This is a genomic window from Curtobacterium sp. MCBD17_030, from assembly GCF_003224255.1.
GTDB lineage: Bacteria > Actinomycetota > Actinomycetes > Actinomycetales > Microbacteriaceae > Curtobacterium.
In genome coordinates, this window is the sequence record NZ_QKLI01000023.1 from 28300 (window position 1) to 49824 (window position 21525).

Here is a 21525-nt window from a genome sequence, read left to right on the forward strand (position 1 = left end):
GGTGATTGGAAAACTCAGTGGATGCTCCGTTGCTTACCGTCGTTATGACGGCGCATAATGACCGTGAATCGATTGGTGAGTCGCTACAATCTGTAGCTGCTCAGACGTCAAGTGGTTTCAAATTCCTCGTCGTTGATGATGCGTCCGAGGATGGCACTCCCGACTTGCTCGAAGTGTTTGCAGCCGAACACCCGCATACTTCGCTGGTTTTGCTGCCAACCAATGTCGGTGTGGCTGCAGCGCGCAATCTGGCCGTTCGGGCTGTTGATACTCCGTATGTCCTCTTCGTTGATAGTGACGACGTGCTGCGAGACGACGCGGTGTCCGTGTACCTTCCGCACCTCGCAAGCGCATCGGCGGATATCGTGGTTTCGCGCGCTGTATCTCAATCAAGAACGAACCTTTCGCAGTGGATTGTTGTTGATCACCACGAGCAAGTTGGGGCGTTGAGTGCGAGGGATTGTCTGCGAGCTGTCGCGCGTGCCCAGCTTCACGGGTACCTTTGGAACAAGGTGTTGAGGACGTCGCTCGTCCGCGCCGCTCCTTTCCCGGACCTCAGCTCTCAGTCAGACTTAGCGGGGGTGGCCGGGTTCCTGGCATTAGCAGAGGTTGTTGTGATGATACCGGAGGTGACTTACGAGTACAGGTTGCGTGCCGGTTCCATCACCAATTCGAAAGCGCAATTGCCGGCTAACATCTACGCATGCTTAGCGGCCGTTGAGTCTGCGTTCGAAACTAAAGCAATGACTCATTCGCACATGGCGGACCTCCAGTTCGCTCGGATTTGGTTTAGGCTGCGGGCATTGCACGCAGCGATGGCTCTCAGGGATGAAGCGGAGCTAAGACGTGCCAGGGGGGCGCTTCTGCGTGGAATCAGCCTGACCAAGCTTGTGGCTGTGTGGCGTCTAGACCGCCGGTTGGGGATGATGGCTACGGTTGCAGCGCTTTCGCCATCGGTGTACGCCAGCGCGTATCGGTTCCTAAAGCGAAGGCGGGAGTTCCGCCACTAGGACAGCCCGCGCTCCAAGTTGCGATAACGGGGGTGGCGCCACTGACCGGGACGAGAACCCGGGCAGGTGGAGGCTTACTGGGTTGACGTGAGCATGGTCCGCCTGACGGATGCGGAGGCAGTCTTTGCACATTAGGATCGAGTTATGTCCGACCTGCCCGAGTCGCGACGGACCGCTGTACGCCGGGGGACTAGGGCCCGGATCGCGCTGTGGATCGTCCTTGTGCTCGTCCTCCTGCTGATCTTCGCCGTCGCCTGGCTAGGTGCGCGAGGGTTCCTCGCGAAACGTCACCTAGAGCAGTCTGTTGCCCTCGTGAGCACGCTCCGATCCGAGATCACCAACGGCAACACGTCCGCGGTGGAACAGACGGTTGAGCGGTTGGAAGACCACGCGTCGGCGGCGCGCAGCCTCACCAGCGATCCGATTTGGGGACTGGCGCAGCACACTCCTTTCTTCGGTTCGAACCTTCGTGCAGTACGTGAGGTTGCTGTCGTCGTCGATGACGTCGCCGCCGGGGCTGTCCGACCGGTTTCCGAGGTCCTCGGCAAGCTCAACGGCGACGCCTTTGTCCCGGAGAACGGACGCATCGACCTGCAGCCGCTCGTTGATGCTCAGCCGGCAGTTGCGCGTGTGACGAAGACGCTGGTGAAGGCAGGCGGCGAAGCTGATGCCATCGACACAAGTGCGACACTGTCGCCGGTGACGTCGGCGGTCAATCAACTCCGGAACGCGCTGGGGACGGTGACGCGTCAGGCTGCCACTGCAAACACGGTCGTGCAGCTCGCGCCGGGGATGCTCGGGCACGACGGCGATCGTGCCTATGTGCTGCTCTTCCAGAACAACGCCGAGTTGCGTGCCGGTGGCGGTATCCCCGGAGCTGTGGCCCTGCTGCAGGTGAAGGACGGAGCGATTAGCCTCGGGGACCAGGCCGCGGGGGCGTCCTTCGGGCCGTATCACAAGCCTGTTCTTCCACTGTCGGCCCAGACGACCAGCCTGTACGGCGACATCACCGGACGGTACATGCAGGATGTAAACCTTACGCCGCGCTTCAACGTGACCGGAGCGCTCGCGCGAGAGATGTGGAAGCAGAAGTTCGGTCAGCAGGTCGACGGGGTGCTCGCGATCGATCCGGTGACCCTCGGCTACATCCTCCGAGCCACCGGTCCGGTGCAGCTACCGACCGGGGACACGCTGACGTCGGGCAATGCCGCGAAGCTCCTGCTCAGTGATGTCTATGCCAAGTACCCGGACACGACAGTCCAGGACGCGTTCTTCGCGTCGGCGGCGAGTGCGGTCTTCGAGAAGGTGTCGAGCGGCGGGTTCGACACCAAGAAGTTTATCGCTGCGTTGTCCGACGGTACGAAGGAGGGGCGTCTCCGGCTCTGGAGCGCGAACCAGGCGGAGCAGAAGCAGATCGCGCGCACCGCGGTCGCCGGTGGCCTCCCGACCGCATCGGCGCAGACCCGTGAGTTCGGCGTCTACCTCAACGACGGTACCGCCGCGAAGATGGACTACTACCTCGACAAGAAGGTGTCCGTCGGCAGCTCCGTATGCCGAAAAGACGGGCGACCAACTTCGGTGGTCGAGGTCACGCTGAAGAATGCGGCGCCCGTCGATGCTGCCATGAGCCTCCCGCGCTACGTCACTGGCGGGGGCGACTTCGGGACCGAGCCGGGGAAGATCAAGACCCTGATGGCGGTGTACGCGCCCCCGGGCGCGATCTACCTCGGCGCCTCTCAGGACGGCAAGGGCGCTGCCCTGCGGACCGCGATGGACGGCGAGCACCCGGTGGCGCAGATCGAGACGTTGCTCGCGCCGGGCCAGAGCACGACCTTCCGCGTCGCGTTCCTCGGGGAGGCAAAGTTCGCGAAGGCCGGCGTGCAGGCGGAGTCAACACCAGGCGTCCGCCAGACCAAGGTCGAGCCGCTGCGATTCGACTGCGGCGAGCCGGTCCCGGTCGGCTGACGCCGAAGAGCGTGCGGAGAATAGGGCACTGGAGGAGCGTCCTCGGCGCATGGCGAAACGGCGTTTCGCCAGACTACGCACCCGGCCGTGCCCCCAGTCCGGGGGCGTTAGAGGACCTGAGTGGATGTCTACCCGCACTCAGCTGGTGCCTCGGGCTTCGCGAAAGAGGGCGATCCGTGACAGGACGTTGCCCGTGACCTGGGGTTCTCCCCATCAGGCGTGACGTGCCCGACCTGAACGGCTGAGGAAGCACCCGCAAGCTGAGAGCCGGTCCAGCCCCTGTTCACGAATCCGTTGCATGAAGGGTGGCAACGAACTGTGAAAGTCCGCTAGATTGAGGGAACTTCGCCAATCGCACTCGCCATCTCTGGCTGTGGGGGATTGACTTCTGCGGAGGCAGGGCTCTGGTATCAGGGTCTGTCAGATCAGATCACTAGGGGAAACTTCATGAAGAAGCTCATCGCCGCGGTCGTGCTGGCTGGCGCCGCACTGCTCGCAACGCCGGCTGCCGCCAACGCCGCTGGTTACGCACCCGACTCCAACGTTGTCGTCTCCGGCAACTACGTCGCCGGTGGCGTCGTCATCGTGAACTTCAGCGAGGGCGCGTTCCAGAACAACGAGACCGTCAACGTGCAGATCACCGGTGCCGGTGTCTCCTCCGCGACGCTCGGCGCTCTGCCGGTCACCACCGTCTCGAAGGCGTACACCGCCGGCGCCGACGGCTCCCTCCCCGTCCGCGTCACCCTCCCCGTGGGTGGCTCGGGTTCCTACAACCTGACCGCCACTGGCGCCACTTCCGGTGTCGTCGGCGTCGCGTCCTTCACCATCGCGCCGGCTGACGCCGCCGCGGTTGCTGCTGGCTCCAACGGCACCAACGGTTCCCTCGCCTTCACGGGTTCGACCGTCTCCGCCCTGGCCCTCTGGGTCGCCGGTGGCGCAGTCGTCCTCGGTGGCGGCCTGCTCGTCGTGCGCGGCTCGGTCCGTCGCCAGCGCGAGACCGTCTGAGCTTCAGCTCACTGAACGAAACCCCCGGGGCCGAGAGGCTCCGGGGGTTTCGTCGTTCGTGGGGTCGAACTCGAGCTCCGGATCAGGTCACGATCAGGAGGACGGCGACCACGGCGATCACGGCGATAGGGGCTGCCACCCACAGCCACCACGGGAAAGCGGACGGGCGACGGTACTGTCTGCGATTCGGGTTCACCTGCTGACCGTACGACCTCGACGTGCAGGTCTGGCGCCGTGAGGAGCCGTCGACGCCGAACTCCATGGAGTTGACGGGTGATCGTCACATGTCGGACACAGAGCCCGGCGCCTTCGGCAACTCCCACACCTCCGCGTACCGCTCCCGCACCAGCGGCCACACCTGCGCGACCGCGTCCTCGACCGAGCGCACCGAGTCGCTGAGCGGCGGGGTCAGCACGAACTCGTGGGGGATCGGTCGACCGGATCGGTCCCGCCGGCCTTCGGGGTCGGGGAACCGCACGGCGAGCATCCCGGTCCGCCGCCGGATCGTGGCCGGCGCGTCCCGGACGCCGGCGAACGCCTCCTCGAAGCGGGCCAGTGGGTCCTGGCCGGGCTGCTCGGTCGACAGGAAGCGGAAGCCCCACGTGCGGCCGCGGGTGGCCCAGATGAAGTTCATGCGTCGTCTCCTCGGCGCAGGACACGGTCGTCCACCCCGCGGTCCAAGTCCTCGGCGAAGCGTGCGAGCACCCGGGTGGTGAACTCCCGTTCGGCTTCGGCCTGGTCCTTCACCTTCGCGACCTTCTTGGCGGCGAAGCTGACTGCCCTCGAGCCGAGTCCGCCGCCGATCATGCTGACGGCGGCGCCGACCAGGTTCGACTTCACGAGCTTGGACGTGCCGAGGAACCCGACGACCGGTCCGACGAACTTCAGCAGCTGTTCGGCGACCTGGGCACCGCGTTGCCGTGTGGAGGCCCACTTCGCGAAGCGCTCGAACGGCAGCATCGCGGTCATCGGCAGCAGCAGGTCCACACCCGTTCGGGTGGTGACGTCGATCTTCCCGGGCTCGAACTTGGCGGACGACAGCAGCAGGAAGTCCTCACCGACGTCGAGCGCGTCGGGGTCCTCGACGAAGCTCTGCAGCACGCTGCGCAGCTCGTCGAGCTCCCCGCCGGCCTTGCCGATCACGAGCTCGCGGAAGTCCTCGACGTCCAGGTCGGGCAGCAGATCGGCCTTCGACAGCGCGATCGTCCAGATGCGTGGGAAGCGGGTCAGGCGCTTGCCGTCCTCGAGGACGTCGTCACGCAGGGCGTAAAGCCCGGTGTGGAAGTCGGTGAGCAGGGCCTTCAGGTAGCGCTCCTCCTCTCCGGCGTTCTCGGCGAGCAGCTGTCCGTCGACGAGGACGACGGCGACGTCCGCGCTGAGGAGGGACCGGAAGGTCTCGATCCGGCGGGCTGATTCGTCCGCCGAGCTCGGGTCCTCCTCGAACCACTCGCCCGGGTAGTCGTGCCACACGATGCCCAGTGGCTTCGCCGCCTTCTGCTTCGAGCGGCCCTTCGGCAGGTCGTCGGCTGACGGCTCGATGACGAACCGGTACGCGGAGGCGCTGAACCGGTTGGCGCTCGGGACCGTGGAGCTGTCGCGCATGCCGAGGTAGTTGCGGTGCAGGGTCCGGCCCTGCGCACGGTCCTCCGCGGTCACGGCGTACCGGTTCGCCCGCCGGACCTTCGGCTCCTGGGCGGCGCCGTAGAACGACGAGAGCAGGACGGTCTTCCCGCTGCCACTGCCTCCGAAGACGGCGATGTGCTGTTCCATCGTGGTGCTGGTCGAGGCCATGCTCCGACCGTAGGCGCGTGCACCTTGACGCTCGTCGCGCGACGGCGGGCAGGTTGGTGCAAATTGGCCGTTGAGAGTGCGTCAGCCCCGCCGTCGCCGGGCCGCCGCCGCGAGCAGCACGACCCCGAGCAGCGCCCCGAGGACCGCGCCCATCGTGTTCGCCACGACGTCGTCGATGGTCGCGAACCGTGCCGGCAGGAACAGTGCCTGCCCGGTCTCGATCGTGGCGCTGACGAGCAGGCCCGCCCCCGCACCGGCCCACCACCACCGCGCACCGGCGAGCAGGACCACGAGCAAGCCCAGCGGCACGAAGAACGCCACGTTCGCCAGTGACTCGATCACCGGGTAGCCGAACCAGCTCGGCGCTCCGTGCCGGTGGGCGGCACCGATCAGGCGGTCGATCCACGGCTGCGCCCGCGAATCGACGGGCGTGCCCCAGAAGCCGATGAGGACCACCGCCACCGCGTACGCGACGGCCAGTGCCCCGGCGATCCGGCGACTGCGGCCGGTCGCGTGGGCGCTCGTGCCGCCACGTCGGCGGAGCGCACGACCGGAGGCGGCCATCCGCCGGACCGCAGCCGACGTCACGTCACGCACGTCGGGCTCGGGCCGGTCGGGGGTCACGGGAGCGACGCTACCGGGGCGGGCCTCCAGGCCGGATCCGTCCCAGGGCTGACAGTCGGACTGGAGGCCCGTCCCGCCTTCTGTGGACCCGGTCCAGATTGCGAGTACCCCGGTTGGTCCCCTGTACCCCGGAAACGTGACGTCTCGTCCCGGTTTTCCGGGCTTCGATACCCGAGCGGATCAGGAGAACCCGTGAATCAACGGGGGTCGCTGGTGGCGGGTGGCGGTCGCCCGTAGCGTTGACACGCAAGCAGATGTACCCCAGAACGTGAAGGAGCAGGGCCATGACGATCATCAGCCACGACGTGCATCAGGTCGAGGTGACGCTGGACACCGACACGGTGGACACGATCGCCGTCCTCGAGGCCCAGGTGGCCCACACTCCTTCCCGCGCCTCCCTCTCGTGGGCCGAGGTCGAACCCGGCCTCTGGTCCGCCAACTACGGCGGCTACTTCGGTGGCACGGTCGACAAGCGCGACGGGCACTACTTCGTGTCCGACACGTTCGGCCAGTACGTCGGGGACTTCCGCTCGCTGGAGGACGCACAGTCGCGTCTCGCCGAGCGTCTGCACATCGTGCTCCCGTCCGTCATCCGACCGGTCGACTGACCGGCACTGATCGTCTGATCACGATCACCCGACCACGAGGGATCGAACGCAGTAGCCAAGCACCACCCGGAGCATGACCTCCGGAACAGCACGACCGAGGCCCCGCCGGAACACCGGCGGGGCTTCGACGTTGGCCCTGGGGCGACCCCAGTCTGGGGGTCTGTACCCCGTTCTTTCAGGCTGGTCCCCCCTATTGGGGACGCCTCGTGTCCCCATCAATGCGGACAAGGCTGTCAGGATCGAGCTCGGCGCAAACGGTCGTTCTCCGATTCCCTCGGGTCCTCGAGCGCGCCAGGTTCGCTGTCTCGACCCGAAAGTGACTGATGCTGCCTGCTCCCCACGGCACTGCCCTGCCCCGCCGCACGTTCGGCCTCCGCCCGCTCGCCATGCTGGGCGCCGCGCTGCTCGTCGGTGCCGGCCTGAGCGCCGCCGCCGTCCTCTCGGCCGCCCCCGCCTCGGCCGCGGTGCAGGCGACGCAGGACAGCCACTTCGTCTGCGACCAGAACACGCTCTACGCGACGAACAGTGCCGGCTCGGTCATCGCGATCGACATCACGAAGGGGACCAGCGCCGGGACGACCGTGCCGGTGGCTGTGCTCGGCGAGCACGCGAACAACGGTCTCGGGATCTCGCGCGAGGGCACGTCGATGTTCGCTGCGGCGAACGGCACGTACGCCACGCTCCGGACCTACGATCCGGCGACGAAGGCCGTCTCCGGGGACATCGCCACCGACAAGCCCCGCCCGGTCATCCGCGGTGCGGTCAACCCGGTCACCGGCTTCTACTACTACGGCGACAACACCGGCGCCCTGATGGCGTACGACCCGGCGACTGGAAAAGCGATCGGGCAGGTCGGGCAGATCAACGGCCTGAAGTCCGGCAACGGCGACTTCGCGTTCAGCTCGCGCGGCCTGTTCTTCGTCGTCGCGGCTGACAAGGTCTACCGCGTCGACACCGAGACCGTCCCCACCACCGCGGGCACGACGGCGCTGACCACCACCGAGATCGCGACGCTGCCGGCCGGCACGAACAGCCCGGGCATCGCGTTCTCGTCCGACGGCTACCTCTACGTCTCGAACTCGGTCACGACCGGCACTGCGCCGAACACCACCACGACCACGACGCTCATGCAGCTCGACCCGACCTCGGGCGCCCAGGTCCGGAGCTTCCCGGTCGTCGGCAACTACAGCGCCAGCGACCTCGCCACCTGCAACTACGCCGACACCGTCACCGGCCGCGCGAGCATCGACCAGCGGTGGAAGGCGACCGACCAGTTCGGGCTCGCGATCACCGGCGACGGCATCACCGCGACGAGCAAGGGCACCAGCGCCAGCACCACGGGCAGCGCCACCGGTCTGCAGGACCAGAAGGCCGGTGCGATCCTCACCACGCCGGGCAAGAAGTACACGGTCACGCAGACCGCCGTCGGCACCACCGACCTGGCGAACTACACGACCACGTGGAAGGCCGTCGACGTCAACAGCGGCACCGCCGTCGCATCCGGGTCCGGCCAGACCGCCGCGTTCGCGTTCCCGCAGGCCGTGGGCACCGACGGCACCGACGTCGTCGTCACGTTCACGAACACGCTCAAGCTCGTGCACGCCTCGACCACGTCCGACACCTACGCAACCCCGGTCGACACCACCCTCACGGTCCCCGCCGCCGGCGTGCTGGCGAACGACAAGGGCACCGGGCTGACGGTCACGAAGCACACCGACCCGGCCAACGGCACCCTGACGATGGCCGGCACGGACGGCAGCTTCTCGTACGTGCCGAAGGCGGGCACCTCGGGCACCGACCAGTTCGACTACACCGCGACCGACGGCAGCGGGCAGACCTCGACCAGCACCGTGACGATCACGGTCACCCCGACCGCCACCGACGACGCGTTCAGCGTGCACGCCGGCTCGACCGTCACCGCGGACGCCGGCCACGGCCTGCTCGCCAACGACCACGGCTCCGGCCTGACGCTCGCTGGCAACTCGACGCCGGCGCACGGCTCCCTGACGCTCGCCGGCAACGGGGCCTACGCCTACACGCCCGACGACCACTTCTCGGGCACGGACTCCTTCACGTACACGGCGAAGGACGCCTCCGGTGCGACGATCACCGGCACGGTCAGCATCACGGTCCTGCCGACCGCGAAGGCCGACACCATCACCGCCACCGCCGGTCAGACCACGACGGTCGCCGCCCCCGGGCTGCTCGGCAACGACCTCGGCACCGGGCTGACCGTCTCCGGCAACACCACCCCCGGGCACGGCACCGTCTCGGTCGGCACGGACGGCACCACCACCTACACTCCCGCGCCGGGCTACTCCGGACCGGACGCCTTCGACGTGACGATCACCGACGGCAACGGGAAGTCCGACACCGTCACGATCACCGTCCGCGTCGCCCCGAAGGCCACGGACGACACCGCGACGGTCGACGCCGGCAGCTCGGTCAGCACCACCACCCGGGCGACGGGCGTCCTGGGCAACGACTCCGGCACGGCCCTGACGATCACGAACTCCACGACGCCCGACCACGGCACGCTGGTGCTCGACGCCTCGACCGGCGCGTACACGTACACGCCGACCGCGGGCTTCTCCGGCACCGACCGCTTCGGCTACACCGCGACCGACCAGTCCGGTGCGACGACGTCCGGCACGATGACCATCACCGTCCGCCCCGCCGCCACGGCCGACACCGCGACGACGCCCGCCGACCACCCCGTCGTCGTCGACGTGCAGGCGAACGACCACGGCACCGGCCTGACCACCGCGGTCGTCGGCCAACCCGCGCACGGCACGGTCGCGGTCGCCACCGACGGCACGGTGCAGTACACGCCGGCCGCCGGTACCTCGGGGACCGACTCCTTCACCTACACCGTGACCGACGCCGCCGGCCGGACCACCGCCCCGGCGACCGTCACCGTCACGGTGACGCCCGTCGCGACGGACGACAGCCAGGCCACGCAGGCCACGAAGACGCTGTCGATCCCGGCCGCGACCCTGCTCGGCAACGACTCCGGCACCGGCCTGACGGTCACGAAGGCCGTCGGCACGTCCCACGGCGACGTGACGCTCGGCACGGACGGCACGATCAGCTACACGCCGGAGCCCGGGTTCTCGGGGACCGACACCGTCACGTACACGGTGACCGACGCCTCCGGGCAGACGACCACCGCGACGATCACGGTCGTCGTCGGCCCGATGGCCATGCGCGACACCGCGACCGCCACCGCCGGCGCGACCCTGACGGTCACCAAGGCCGACGGCGTGCTCGCGAACGACAAGGGCTCGGACCTGACCGCGAAGGTCGACCGTGCCCCGACGAACGGCACGCTCGACCTGCACGCCGACGGCTCGTACACGTACACGCCCACTGACGGGTTCTCCGGCACGGACCGCTTCACCTACACGGCGACCGACGGCTCGGGTCGCACGTCCACCGGATCCGTCACCGTCACCGTGCGGCCGGAAGCCCAGGACGACCGCCTCACCACGACGGCCGGCAGCCCGCTCGTCGTCACCTCCGGCACCCTCACCGGCAACGACGCGGGCACCGGCCTGACCGTCACCGCCGTGACCGGCGGCACGCGCACCACCGTCGTGCTCGGCGCGGACGGCTCGATCACGATCACGCCGGCCGACGGCACCTCGGGCACCGACTCGTTCACCTACACGGTGACCGACGCCGCCGGGAACACCAGCAGCGCCACCGTGCGGATCACCGTCGCCCCGGTCGCGACCGACGACTCCGGAACCGTCCGTGCGGGGGAGACCCTCACCCGGATGACCCGCGCCACCGGGGTCCTCGGCAACGACCGTGGCACCGACCTGAACATCACCCGGCACACCGAACCGGGCCACGGCGTCCTGGTCCTCGACGACACCACCGGCGCCGTCAAGTACACGCCGGTCGACGGGTTCTCCGGCGACGACTCGTTCACCTACACGGTGACCGACACCGCCGGCACGCCCGCGACCGCCACGATGACCCTCGTCGTCACCCCCACGACCGCGGACGACCGGGCGACGACCTCGGCGAACTGGCCGGTCACGATCGACGTCCAGGCGAACGACTCCGGCGTCGGCCTCCACACCGAGCTCGTCGGGGCCCCCGCACACGGCAGCGCCGTGCTCGAGCGGGACGGCAGGGTCACCTACACGCCGGCCGCCGGGACCTCGGGGACGGACACGTCCACCTACCGGGTGACGGACGCGAGCGGACGCCCGAGCGGGCTGTCGACGGTGACCGTCACGGTCCTCCCGGTCGCCATGGCCGACACCGTCGGGACCGCAGCAGGCGATCCCGTGTCGATCCCGGCGGCCACGCTGCTCGGCAACGACTCCGGCACCGGTCTGAGCGTCAGGAAGGCGGGCGGCGCCGACCACGGCGACGTGGTCCTCGGCACCGACGGCACGGTCCGCTACACGCCGCAGCCCGGGTTCTCGGGGACGGACACCGTCACGTACACGGTGACCGACGCCTCCGGGCAGTCCGCGACCGCGACGGTCATCGTCGTGGTGGGGCCGATGGCGATGCGAGACACCGTGACCGCGACGGCCGGCTCGCCGCGCAGCGTCTCGAAGGCGGACGGCGTCCTGGCCAACGACCGCGGCACCGACCTGACCGCGACGGTCGACCGTGCCCCGACGAACGGCACGCTCGACCTGCACACCGACGGCTCGTACACGTACACGCCGGCCGACGGGTTCTCCGGCACCGACCGCTTCACCTACACGGTGACCGACGGCTCCGGGAAGAAGGCGACCGGCACCGTCATCGTCACCGTGCGGCCCGCCGCCGGGGAGGATGCCCGCACCACCAGCGCCGGCCAGCCGGTCACCGCGACCTCGGCCGCGCTGACCGCGAACGACTCCGGTGTCGGCCTGCACGTCACCGACGTCACCGACGGTTCGCACGGCACCGCGACGGTCGACGCCGACGGCACCGTCACCTACCTGCCCGCCGCCGACTGGTCCGGCACCGACACCGTCACCGTCACCGTCGCCGACTCGATCGGCAACACCGCGACGAGCACCCTCACCATCACGGTGGAACCGGTGCTCGCCGCGCCCGACGCCAGCGCCACCGCCGACGGCCAGCTCGTCGTCCCCGCCGGACAGGGCGTCCTCACCGGTGCCACCGGCACCGACCTCGAGGTCACCGGCCACGGCACCCCCGACCACGGCAGCGTCGAGGTCGGCGGGGACGGCTCGTACACGTACACCCCGGCGCCGGGCTACTCGGGCCCGGACGGGTTCGACGTGACCGTGACCGACGGCAGCGGCGGGACCACCACCGGCACCGTGACGATCACCGTCGCCCCGAAGGCCGTCGACGACACCGCCACCACCACGGCCGACGCCCCGGTCGCCGTCACCGTCACCGCGAACGACTCCGGCACCACCCTGCGCGTCAGCGGTGTGGGCACGGCCGCACACGGAACGGTGAGCGTCACCGGAGGTGGGACCGTCACGTACGTCCCCGCCGCCGGGTACTCCGGCACCGACACCTTCCGGTACACCGTGGTCGACCCCACGGGCGGCACCGCCTCGGCATCCGTCACCGTCACGGTCACTCCGACGGCCACGGGCGACGTCCTGCGCACCGTCGGTGGGACCCCGCTGACCATCGCCGGCAGCGCCCTCACCGGCAACGACTCCGGCACCGGCCTCACCGTCACCGGACACGGCGACGCCAGGCACGGCACCGTCACCGTCGGCACCGACGGCGGGCTCGTCTACACGCCGGCCGCCGGCTTCTCCGGGACCGACCGTTTCACCTACACGGCGACCGACGCCTCCGGGCAGACGACGACGGCCACCGTCACCGTCCTGGTCGGCGCCGTCGCGGTCGACGACTGGAGCACCACGCGGACCAACGGCGTGGTCCGGATGTCCAAGGCGAGGGGTGTGCTGTCCGATGACTCCGGCACCGGACTCTGGGCATCGCTCGACGCGCAGCCGCAGCACGGTGTCGTCGAACTCGAGAAGGACGGCTCCTACCGGTACACGCCGCCCGCGAACTGGTCCGGCCGCGACTGGTTCACCTACACGGCCCACGACGCCGAGGAGAACACCGCCGTCGCCCTGGTCGCGATCGACGTCACCCCGACCGCGACCGCCGACACCGCCCGCACCACCGCCGGCACGGCCGTCACCGTCCGCGGCCCCGGCGTGCTCGGCAACGACCGCGGAACGAAGTTGACCGTCAGCTCCGTCGGGACGGCCGCCCACGGCACCGCGACCATCGCGGCCGATGGCACGTTCGTCTACACGCCGGCTGCCGGGTTCTCCGGCACCGACACCGTGCCGTACACGGCTCGCGACGCCAGCGGGCAGACCGTCGACACCACCGTCACCGTCACGGTCGGCATCACCGCGACGGACGACTCCGGTCGCACGATCGCCGGGACGACGCTCGCCGTGGACGCCCGCCACGGGCTGCTCCGGAACGACTCCGGCACCGGGCTCACCACGAGCCTCGCCCGGAAGGCGGCGCACGGCACCGTCCGGGTGCAGGCGGACGGCTCGTACGTCTACACGCCGGCCGCCGGGTTCACAGGACGGGACACGTTCGACTCCACGGTGACCGACGCCTCCGGGCAGACCACCCGTGCGACCGCGACCATCACGGTCGTCGCGAAGGCGGCCGCCACCGACGACCGGGGCGCCGGACGCACCGGGCACACCGTCACCGTCGAGCCGCTCGACAACGACAGCCCCACCGGCGGTGCCACCTTCGACACCGACACGCTGCACCTGTTCGACCCCGGCACCGGGCACATGACCGACCGGGTCTCCGTTCGCGGCGCGGGAACCTGGCACACCGAGGACGGGGTCGTCACCTTCACGCCGGCACGTGGGTTCCACGGCACCGAGGCGATCGACTACACCGTGCAGGACAGCGCCGGACAGGTCGTCACCGCGACGATCACCGTCACCTACCCGGTCGAGATCGCGGCCGTTGCCCACGTGGCGCAGCTGGCCTTCACGGGCAGCACGGGCCTCGCCGGACTCGGGCTCGGGGCGCTCGCGCTGCTGCTCGCCGGGGCGGCGCTGCTGCTGCGGCGGCGGATGGTGGCCGAGGGGCCGGCCGGGGCGGCCGGGCCGGTCGGGCCGCGGCGGCACCGGTAGGCGTCGCGGCGGCGCCGGTAGGGGGCGGTCAGACAGCCGTCCCGGACGGGAGGCCCGGATCACGTGAGCGGGAACGCGCACCTGATCCGGGCCTCCCGTCCGACTGCGACGGGTGCCGTGCCGCGGGTCATTCGGTGCGGAGGGTGCTGTTCCCCTCGGACGGCACCGGCTCGACCGGGGTCCAGCCGTACCAGCGACCGTCGATCTCGGTCGTGAGGCGCCCGTCGCCACAGGTGACGAGCGAGGTGGTCGGCAGCTTCTCCGGCAGGAAGCCCGCGGTCATCGCCGGGCCACCCTTCGCACCGTCGACCGGTTCGCACCCACTCGTGTCGACACCGTCGGCCGAGGTGAAGCCGATCACGTAGCCCGGCTTGCTCGTGTCGAGACGCACGTCGATGTCCTTCGCGTCCGCTGGGACCCACTCGGGCATGAACCAGGCGAGGTCCTCCGAGTTCGCCTTCGAGGGGGCGTCGGCGTAGGTGTCGTAGTGCTCCTGCTGTTCGGGCAGGTAGGGCTTGACGACACTGCAGCCGGCGAGGGCCAGGACGATGACGCCCATGCCGAGGACGCCGACCGCGGAGGTCAGGGCAGAACGCTCGGATCGGGTGGTGTGCTGCGAGGTGTCGATCGTGGTGGTGTGCTGCGTCGAGGTCATGTGTCCATCGTCGCGGCGGCCGTCCGGCCGGAGAATGCGGCCACCTCCCGGATGCGGGTGGGGTTGACCCCCGGGCAGCCGGGCTACGCTGCGGGCATGGCTGACGACCCGATGAGCGCCCTGTTCTCCAGTGCGACGACCGCAGTGGCGGGCGGCGGGGACGCCCGTCGGGCACTCGGACTCGTGGGGCTCCTCGGACTGCTCACCGGGATCGTGTCGGGGGTCGGCGCGGTGGTGGTGGCGGTCGGCGTGTTCGTCGTCGTGCTCGGGCCGATCCTCCTGGCCTGGTCGGGTGTGCTGTTCGACGGGACGCCGGGGCCCTGACGGTCGGTCGTCGTCCCTCGCGCGCTGCTCCCTGAGCCTCGACCCACGGAGCGGGAGCGATCAGGACAACGGCTCGATGAGGTGCGGCCCGTCGTTCCGCACGCTGTTCACCGTCCGGGCGACCTCGTACTGCTCGAGGCCCGCTGCGACCTCCAGCGACTCGCGGTCGAGCAAGGCGAGCAGGTCGCCCGTACCGGCGCCGTCGCCGAGCCAGGCGTCGTACCCGTCGGGCGTGAGGAATGCCGGCATCCGGTCGTGCACCTCGCCCGGAGCGACATGGGCGTCACGGGTGATGATCGCGAGGGACAGCCGCCACTTGTCCGGGTCGTCCTCGGGCTTCGTGGGGTCGGGCCAGGCGCTGACGACACCGGCCATCGCGAGGGCTCCGCCGGGCTCGTGGACGAAGTGCGGCTCCTTGCCGTCCTCGCGGACCACCCACTCGTAGTACCCCTGCGCCGGGACGATGCACCGGTTCGTCGCGAACGCACGCTTGAACATGCCGCTCGTCGCCACGGTCTCGATGCGCGCGTTGATCGGCTTCGGGCGCTGCTTCTGGAAGTCCTTCGCCCAGCTCGGCACGAAGCCCCAGCTGATCTGGGGGAGTTCGCGCTGCCCGTGCCGCTGCCGGACCGCGTACACGGGGTCGGTCGGCGCGACGTTCCAGCTCGGCGCGAGGCCGGCGTGGACCTCGCCGGTGTCCTCGTCGACGTGCTCGGTGCGCGCGGCGAGCTCGCCGACGAGTTCGGGGAGCAGGTCAGCGGTGGTGTCGGAGACGACGAAGCGGCCACACATGCGACCAGTGTGCCCGGACCCGCCGACGTCGGTGCGGGCTCAGCCGGGTCCGCTTGACTGACGGCCGTGCAGGCCCTCATCGTCACCGCCCACCCTGATCCGGACTCGCTCACCGCGGGCGTCGCCCGACAGCTGCAGGCCGCCCTGCAGCCCGGCGAGGTCGAGCTGGTCGACCTCGCTGCCGAGGGGTTCGACCCGCGGTTCGGCCCGGCGGACCGGGACGCCTACCGCGGCACCGGTGCGCTTCCCGACGACGTCGTCCGCGAGCAGCAGCGGCTCGACGCCAGCGACCACCTCGTGCTGGTGTTCCCCGTCTACTGGTGGTCGATGCCGGCGCTCCTGAAGGGCTGGGTCGACCGCGTCTTCGTCAACGGTTGGGCGTTCGACATCGACCCGGCCGGCGAGAAGCGCCGGAACCTCGGGCGGCTCACCGTGCACCTGCTGCCGGTCGCCGGTGACGCTGCCGGGACGTACGAGCGGCACGGCTACGAGCAGGCGATCCGGACGCAGATCGAACACGGGATCGTCGACTACTGCGGGGCGGTCCGTGGAGCGACGGCGTTCGTGTACGAGTCCGAACAGGACGACGACGTGGCCCGCCGAGCCCTCGTCGACGACGCCGTCGATCGGATCGCACGGGCCGTCACCGGTGCTGCAGCCGTCGTCGGTGCCGACGCTCAGAGCACGGAGTAGCCGGCCAGCAGGGAACCCCGACCGGTCAGGGCGGCGAGCAGCAGCGCGCCGTCGCCGCGGCGCGCCCCGGCCTCGGCGAGCAGCAGGGTGGAGGCGACCACCGCCTCCACCGGTGGGGAGGCCGAGACGGGAGCACCGGCTGCCGTCGCGGCGCGTTCGATGTCGCCGCCGTGCACGACCAACTCGACGATGCGGGTGCGCAGGTACTCCTCGACCGGCAGGAGCAGACTGCCGACCACCGGGATGCGGGTGCCCGACGGGACCGCCGCGAGGACAGCCAGGGCCTGGTCGCGAGCGGCCGTCACCGCGGCCTCCGGATCGGTCCCGAGTGCTGCGCCGGCGGCGACACCGCGGGCAGCGACCTCGTCCGGGTCGGTCGCCGTGCGGGTCGCGGCCTGGAGGTACTCGGCCGCGTCGTCGAGGACCGTTCCGGCCCTGGACGTGGTCGGATCCGCGCCGTGCTCGATCGTGGTGGCGGCGTACGTCGACACCGTCACGAGGGCGCGGTTCGTGTGCCCGACGAGCGCCCGGAGGTCCCAGACTCCGAGCGCGGGGGACGACCAGAGGGCCGGATCCGCCGCGGGGGAGGGCAGCGCGGTGACGAGGTCTACGAACGACTGGGCGGTCGCGGCGAAGAGTGCTCGGGTGTCCACGTGCTCATCCTGCCGTGGCAGGTGGCTGCCGTGGCAGGTGCTCGCCGTCCGGTCAGTCGCCGGGGAGGCCGACCTTCGAGCCCGACGGGAAGCGGTTGCGGCCGGTCGGGGTGGTCGACCTGAGCTCGGACGGCGGGAGGGCAGCAGCGGCCCGGTACGCCCGCTCCGCTCGTCCCAGGCGGGTGACGGAGGTCGGGATGAGCGAGGTGTACCCGGCGACGAGGATGAAGTTCAGCCCGTGCCCGTCGCTCGCGACCAGCCCCGTGATCGCGAGCAGTGCGACGCCGATCAGCCCGGGGCTCGCACGGACGACGTCGACCACCAGGGTCCGTCGCATCAGGGCCGTGTCCTGCAGCACGGCGTCGCGGTCCTCGGGGAGTACCTGCGGCATGCGTCGACGCAGGTACCGCTGGACGGAGTCGCGCGCAACACGCATCGTGTCCGGACGCACCTGCCGGCCGTTGATGGTGGCCGGCGGGTCGGCGGTCCGCTTCACGGGGAAGCAGGACATGGTCAGCAACCCGGCTGCCAGTGCGGTGGACACGACGACCACGGTGGAGCGCGCCGTCCCCGCGCCGGCCCATCCCGTGTGCGCTGCGGTCACCCCGAGCACCACGGTTGCCACGACGGCGACGACGAGTCCGAATGTCACCGCCCGGCGGAAGCGCTCCAGCGACACGTCCTCACGGAACCGCGCACGCACCACCTGCCACCCCAGTCTGAACACGTGCCATGTCTACCCGCTCGCGCTGCGGATGGCTCGTGCCCGTCCGGCGACCGGGGACGGTTCCTGCACGCCCGGCCCGACCGTGCCTCCGACGCCGGACACGCCCGGTGCGATGCACCGGCCGAGCCGGTGAACAGCCCGCCCCTGGGCCTCCCCAGTGAGCGTCCAGCCACTCCCGGTGATCTGGTCGGATGACTCTCGACATCGTCTACACCGCAGCCGCCCACGCCACCGGAGGCGGCCGCGACGGCCACGTCCGCACCGAGGATGACCGCATCGACCTCGACACCCGACCGCCGAAGGAGATGGGCGGCAGCGGCGAGGGCACCAACCCCGAGCAGCTCTTCGCCGCCGGGTACGCGGCTTGCTTCCTCGGCGCCCTGCACGCCGCCGGCCGCGAGCTGACGCTGGACACCGCCGGCGCCGAGGTCTCCGCCGAGGTCAGCATCGGCGGGAACGGCTCGGGTGGGTTCGGTCTGGCGGTGGAGCTCGACGTCTACGCGCCGAGCGTCGCCGGACCTGAGCGGCAGCGGCTGGTCGAACTCGCGCACACCATCTGCCCGTACTCGAACGCCACGCGTGGGAACATCACGGTGACGCTGTCGCTCGTCGACTAGGTCCGGCCGCGTTGGGTGTGGGTGAGACGCCGGCGTCTGGTCGAGACGTCGTGCTGATGCCGAGACGCCTCCGTACCCGGCGGCGTCTCACCTGCGGAGCGGCGTCTCGCGCAGACGGGGGCGTCTCGCCCACACAGGGGCGTCTCGAGGCCGTGCGGCGGCGGGCGGGAGCTGCCTAGGCTGGTGCGGTGCCGACCGACCGCTGCCCCTGCCTGAGCGGCAACCCCTACGACGAGTGCTGCGGCCCGCTCCACGCCGGCGCACCTGCACCGACCGCCGAGCGGCTGATGCGGTCGCGGTTCTCGGCCTTCGCGCTCGGCCTGCCCGAGTACCTGCTGCGCAGCTGGCACCCACGTACCCGGCCGGCGTCGGTCGACCTGGACCCCGGGCAGCGCTGGACGCGGCTCGACGTCGTCGGCACCCGGTCGGGAGGCCCGTTCGACTCCTCGGGCACCGTCACGTTCCGCGCGTGGTGGCGTTCCGACACCGAGCGCGGGACGCTCGAGGAGACGAGCGACTTCGTCCGCGAGGGCGGGCACTGGTACTACGTCGACGGCGTCGTGGTCTGAGGGTCGCTGGCCCCCACTTGCGCGTGTGAGACGCCGGCGTCTGTGCGTGACGCCGCCGAGTGCCCGAGACGCCTCCGGAGTCGGCGGCGTCTCAGCTGCTCGGCGGTGTCGCGTGCAGACGGGCCCGTCTCGGGAACGCCTGCGCGCCGCCCCGTCAGCCGATCGTCTCCGGCAAGCCGACGGCAGCGCGCATCGCCCGGCGGACCTCGGCCTCGTCCGGTAGCAGCTCGTCCTCGTCCCCGGTCAGGAAGAAGCGGATCTGCCCGATCGCCTGCTCGCTGAGCATGTCGAGGCCGTTCAGCACCCGACCGCCCGCGGCCGTCCACGCCGTCGAGGCCCGGGTCGGCCACGGCTCGTACGCCACGTCGAACAGCACCGCGTCCGGGCCGGACGGCACGAGGGGCAGGTCGTCCGCAGCGCCTCCCGGCAGGGTCGACACCACGAAGCCCATCGGGTCAGCCGAGGTGAGATCCTGCAGGTCGTGCACCTCGATCGTCACCCCCAGTCGGGCCGCGAGCAGCACCAGGTCACCCGCCTTGCCGGTGTCGCGCAGGAACACCCGCACCAGGGAGGCTCCGAGCCGGAGTGAGGCGGTGAGGGCGCTCGCCGCCGTCGCTCCGCCGCCGAGGACCGTCGCCTCACCCGGCACGTGACCGAGTGCGGCGACCGGGCGGACGATCCCGGCGACGTCGGTGTTCGCTCCCGCCAGCACGATGGACGAACCCTCGCGACGGAACGCGACGGTGTTGGCGACACCGAGCTCGTCGACGAGCGGGGTCGTCCGGTCGAGCAAGGGCAGCACCTCGCGCTTCAACGGCATCGTGAGGCTCAGGCCGCGCCACTCCGGACCCAGCCCCGAGACGAACGCAGCGAGCCCACCGGAGGCGACCTCGTGCCTCCCGTACGAGAACGGCAGCCCGAGCACGTCGTAGGCCGCAGCGTGCAGCGTGGGGGAGAGCGAGTGCGCGATCGGGGAGCCGAGCACGGCGAGCTGGGTGCGGTCGGCGTCGGGGAAGGTCATGGCCACGGGCGCAGCCTATCCACGGGCGTCACACGAGCCTCCCGGGGGAGGAGCGCTTAGGTTAGGCTACCCTTCGTGATCCGATCCTCCCTCTCCAAGCGCCGTTCCGGGCGCGTGCTCGCCGCGGCCGGTGCCGTCGTCGCGGCCTCGCTCGTCCTGGCTGGCTGCTCCTCGTCGAGCCCCTCGTCCTCGTCGTCCTCCGCCGGTTCGTCCGACGGTGCGTTCCCGGTGTCCATCTCCACCGGTCTCGGCACCACGACGATCGACTCGGCGCCCAAGCGCGTCGTCGCCCTCGGCTGGGGAGACGCCGAGACGGCGCTCGAACTCGGCGTGCAGCCTGTCGGGGCCAGCGACTGGCTCGCCTTCGGTGGCGAGGGCGTCGGCCCCTGGCTGAAGGGTGCGTACGACAAGGCGCCGAAGATCATCAACACGCTCGAGCCCAGCTACGAGGAGATCCTCAAGCTGAAGCCCGACGTGATCCTCGACGTGAAGTCCTCGGGGGACAAGGACCGCTACGACAAGCTGTCCGCCATCGCCCCGACGGTCGCGATCCCGAAGGGCGGCGAGAACTACCTGGCCTCCACGACGGAGCAGGTCGACATGATCTCGAAGGCGCTCGGCAAGGAGACCGAGGGCAAGAAGCTCCTCAGCGATCTCGACGACTCCTACGCCGCCGCCCGCAAGGCGCACCCCGAGTTCCAGGGCAAGACCGCAGCGATCGGTGCGTACACGTCGGAGGGCTTCGGCGTCTACGCCTCCCGCGACAGCCGCGCCACGTTCATGCAGAACCTCGGCTTCACGATCCCGAAGGCGATCGACGAGGCCGCCGGCAAGGAGTTCTCGGTCTCGCTGTCGAACGAGAACCTCGACCTGCTCGACGCCGACCTGACCGTCGTGCTGCCGATCTACGTCGACGCGTCGAAGGCGTCCTCGGACCCGCTGTTCCAGAAGGTGCCCTCGGTCGAGGCGGGGCATTCCATCGTCATCGACGACTCGGACGTCTCCACGGCGTTCTCGCTCGGGACGACCGCGGCGATCGAGTGGGCGCTGCAGCGTCTGCCGGACGAGTTCGCGAAGAAGCTGGGCTGACGCCAGGCGGCGCTGCGCGGTCGGCGCTGCGCTGCGCGCTTGGCGCTGCGCGCTTGCGCGGCTCCAGCCGGACCCGCACAACAGGAACCGGCCCGCACCACGGGATGTCGTGGTGCGGGCCGGTTCCTGTTGTGCGTGGACCCAGCCGCGCTGCCGGGCCAGCCGCGCTGCCGGGCCAGCCGCGCTGCCGGGCCAGCCGCGCTGCCGGGGCCGGGGGGGCGTCGGGCGGCGGGGCGCCCGACGCCCCCCCGG

At 70.4% G+C, this 21525-nt stretch carries 18 protein-coding genes; 10 read left to right on the plus strand and 8 right to left on the minus strand.

Going from position 1 to position 21525, the window contains the following annotated elements; genetic code table 11:
- The first annotated feature begins 44 nt into the window (after window positions 1–44).
- The 3 genes from DEI89_RS15330 (at window position 45) to DEI89_RS15340 (ending at window position 3980) form a co-directional block, all read left to right on the plus strand.
- Entirely contained in the window at window positions 45–1010 is a 966-nt protein-coding gene (locus DEI89_RS15330) for a glycosyltransferase family 2 protein (protein WP_110904931.1), read from the plus strand.
- Between the two features lie 144 nt (window positions 1011–1154).
- The gene (locus DEI89_RS15335) at window positions 1155–2975 is read left to right on the plus strand and encodes a DUF4012 domain-containing protein (protein WP_110904932.1); all 1821 of its coding nucleotides are present in this window, start codon (window positions 1155–1157) and stop codon (window positions 2973–2975) included.
- Window positions 2976–3422: 447 nt separating this feature from the next.
- Window positions 3423–3980, plus strand: coding sequence for a hypothetical protein (locus DEI89_RS15340; protein ID WP_110904933.1), 558 nt, complete (start codon window positions 3423–3425; stop codon window positions 3978–3980).
- Window positions 3981–4260: 280 nt separating this feature from the next.
- On the opposite strand, the gene DEI89_RS15350 is transcribed toward DEI89_RS15340, so the two are convergent.
- The 3 genes from DEI89_RS15350 to DEI89_RS15360 form a co-directional block, all read right to left on the minus strand.
- Window positions 4261–4614, minus strand: a complete 354-nt coding sequence (locus DEI89_RS15350; protein ID WP_110904935.1) for a hypothetical protein — start codon at window positions 4612–4614, stop codon at window positions 4261–4263.
- Entirely contained in the window at window positions 4611–5771 is a 1161-nt protein-coding gene (locus tag DEI89_RS15355) for an ATP/GTP-binding protein (protein ID WP_110904936.1), read from the minus strand. The genes DEI89_RS15350 and DEI89_RS15355 overlap by 4 nt, the downstream gene beginning before the upstream one ends.
- A gap of 81 nt (window positions 5772–5852) precedes the next feature.
- On the minus strand, window positions 5853–6395 hold the full coding sequence (locus DEI89_RS15360; RefSeq protein ID WP_110904937.1) for a VanZ family protein: 543 nt from the start codon (window positions 6393–6395) through the stop codon (window positions 5853–5855).
- Between the two features lie 284 nt (window positions 6396–6679).
- Between DEI89_RS15360 and DEI89_RS15365 the strand changes: the two genes are divergently transcribed.
- Window positions 6680–7003, plus strand: a complete 324-nt coding sequence (locus DEI89_RS15365; protein ID WP_110904938.1) for a hypothetical protein — start codon at window positions 6680–6682, stop codon at window positions 7001–7003.
- A gap of 323 nt (window positions 7004–7326) precedes the next feature.
- Window positions 7327–14133 carry an Ig-like domain-containing protein gene (locus DEI89_RS15370; RefSeq protein WP_110904939.1) on the plus strand — a complete coding sequence of 2269 codons (6807 nt, stop codon included), beginning with the start codon at window positions 7327–7329 and terminating at the stop codon, window positions 14131–14133.
- A 127-nt stretch (window positions 14134–14260) separates the two neighbouring features.
- On the opposite strand, the gene DEI89_RS15375 is transcribed toward DEI89_RS15370, so the two are convergent.
- Window positions 14261–14788 carry a hypothetical protein gene (locus tag DEI89_RS15375; protein WP_110904940.1) on the minus strand — a complete coding sequence of 176 codons (528 nt, stop codon included), beginning with the start codon at window positions 14786–14788 and terminating at the stop codon, window positions 14261–14263.
- A gap of 96 nt (window positions 14789–14884) precedes the next feature.
- On the opposite strand from DEI89_RS15375, the gene DEI89_RS15380 reads away from it, so the two are divergent.
- The gene (locus DEI89_RS15380) at window positions 14885–15112 is read left to right on the plus strand and encodes a hypothetical protein (RefSeq protein ID WP_146236827.1); all 228 of its coding nucleotides are present in this window, start codon (window positions 14885–14887) and stop codon (window positions 15110–15112) included.
- A gap of 60 nt (window positions 15113–15172) precedes the next feature.
- Here the strand turns inward: DEI89_RS15380 and DEI89_RS15385 are convergent, their stop codons facing one another.
- A complete protein-coding gene (locus tag DEI89_RS15385) occupies window positions 15173–15904 on the minus strand; it encodes an SOS response-associated peptidase (protein ID WP_110904942.1) in 732 nt (243 codons plus the stop codon).
- Between the two features lie 66 nt (window positions 15905–15970).
- On the opposite strand from DEI89_RS15385, the gene DEI89_RS15390 reads away from it, so the two are divergent.
- Window positions 15971–16597 (plus strand): NAD(P)H-dependent oxidoreductase, encoded by a 627-nt coding sequence (locus tag DEI89_RS15390; RefSeq protein WP_110904943.1) that lies wholly within the window; start codon window positions 15971–15973, stop codon window positions 16595–16597.
- Here DEI89_RS15390 and DEI89_RS15395 read toward each other — a convergent pair.
- The gene (locus DEI89_RS15395; protein WP_110904944.1) at window positions 16582–17250 is read right to left on the minus strand and encodes a maleylpyruvate isomerase N-terminal domain-containing protein; all 669 of its coding nucleotides are present in this window, start codon (window positions 17248–17250) and stop codon (window positions 16582–16584) included. The genes DEI89_RS15390 and DEI89_RS15395 overlap by 16 nt on opposite strands.
- 52 nt (window positions 17251–17302) lie before the next feature.
- The gene (locus tag DEI89_RS15400; RefSeq protein ID WP_110904945.1) at window positions 17303–17977 is read right to left on the minus strand and encodes a hypothetical protein; all 675 of its coding nucleotides are present in this window, start codon (window positions 17975–17977) and stop codon (window positions 17303–17305) included.
- 191 nt (window positions 17978–18168) lie between these two features.
- Here DEI89_RS15400 and DEI89_RS15405 point away from each other — a divergent pair, with 191 nt between their 5' ends.
- A complete protein-coding gene (locus DEI89_RS15405; RefSeq protein ID WP_110904946.1) occupies window positions 18169–18594 on the plus strand; it encodes an organic hydroperoxide resistance protein in 426 nt (141 codons plus the stop codon).
- A 188-nt stretch (window positions 18595–18782) separates the two neighbouring features.
- Window positions 18783–19163, plus strand: coding sequence for a YchJ family protein (locus DEI89_RS15410; RefSeq protein WP_110904947.1), 381 nt, complete (start codon window positions 18783–18785; stop codon window positions 19161–19163).
- 154 nt (window positions 19164–19317) lie between these two features.
- Here DEI89_RS15410 and DEI89_RS15415 read toward each other — a convergent pair whose 3' ends face one another.
- Window positions 19318–20184 (minus strand): shikimate dehydrogenase, encoded by an 867-nt coding sequence (locus tag DEI89_RS15415; protein WP_110904948.1) that lies wholly within the window; start codon window positions 20182–20184, stop codon window positions 19318–19320.
- A gap of 75 nt (window positions 20185–20259) precedes the next feature.
- On the opposite strand from DEI89_RS15415, the gene DEI89_RS15420 reads away from it, so the two are divergent.
- Window positions 20260–21273, plus strand: a complete 1014-nt coding sequence (locus DEI89_RS15420; RefSeq protein WP_258368974.1) for an iron-siderophore ABC transporter substrate-binding protein — start codon at window positions 20260–20262, stop codon at window positions 21271–21273.
- Window positions 21274–21525: the final 252 nt, after the last annotated feature.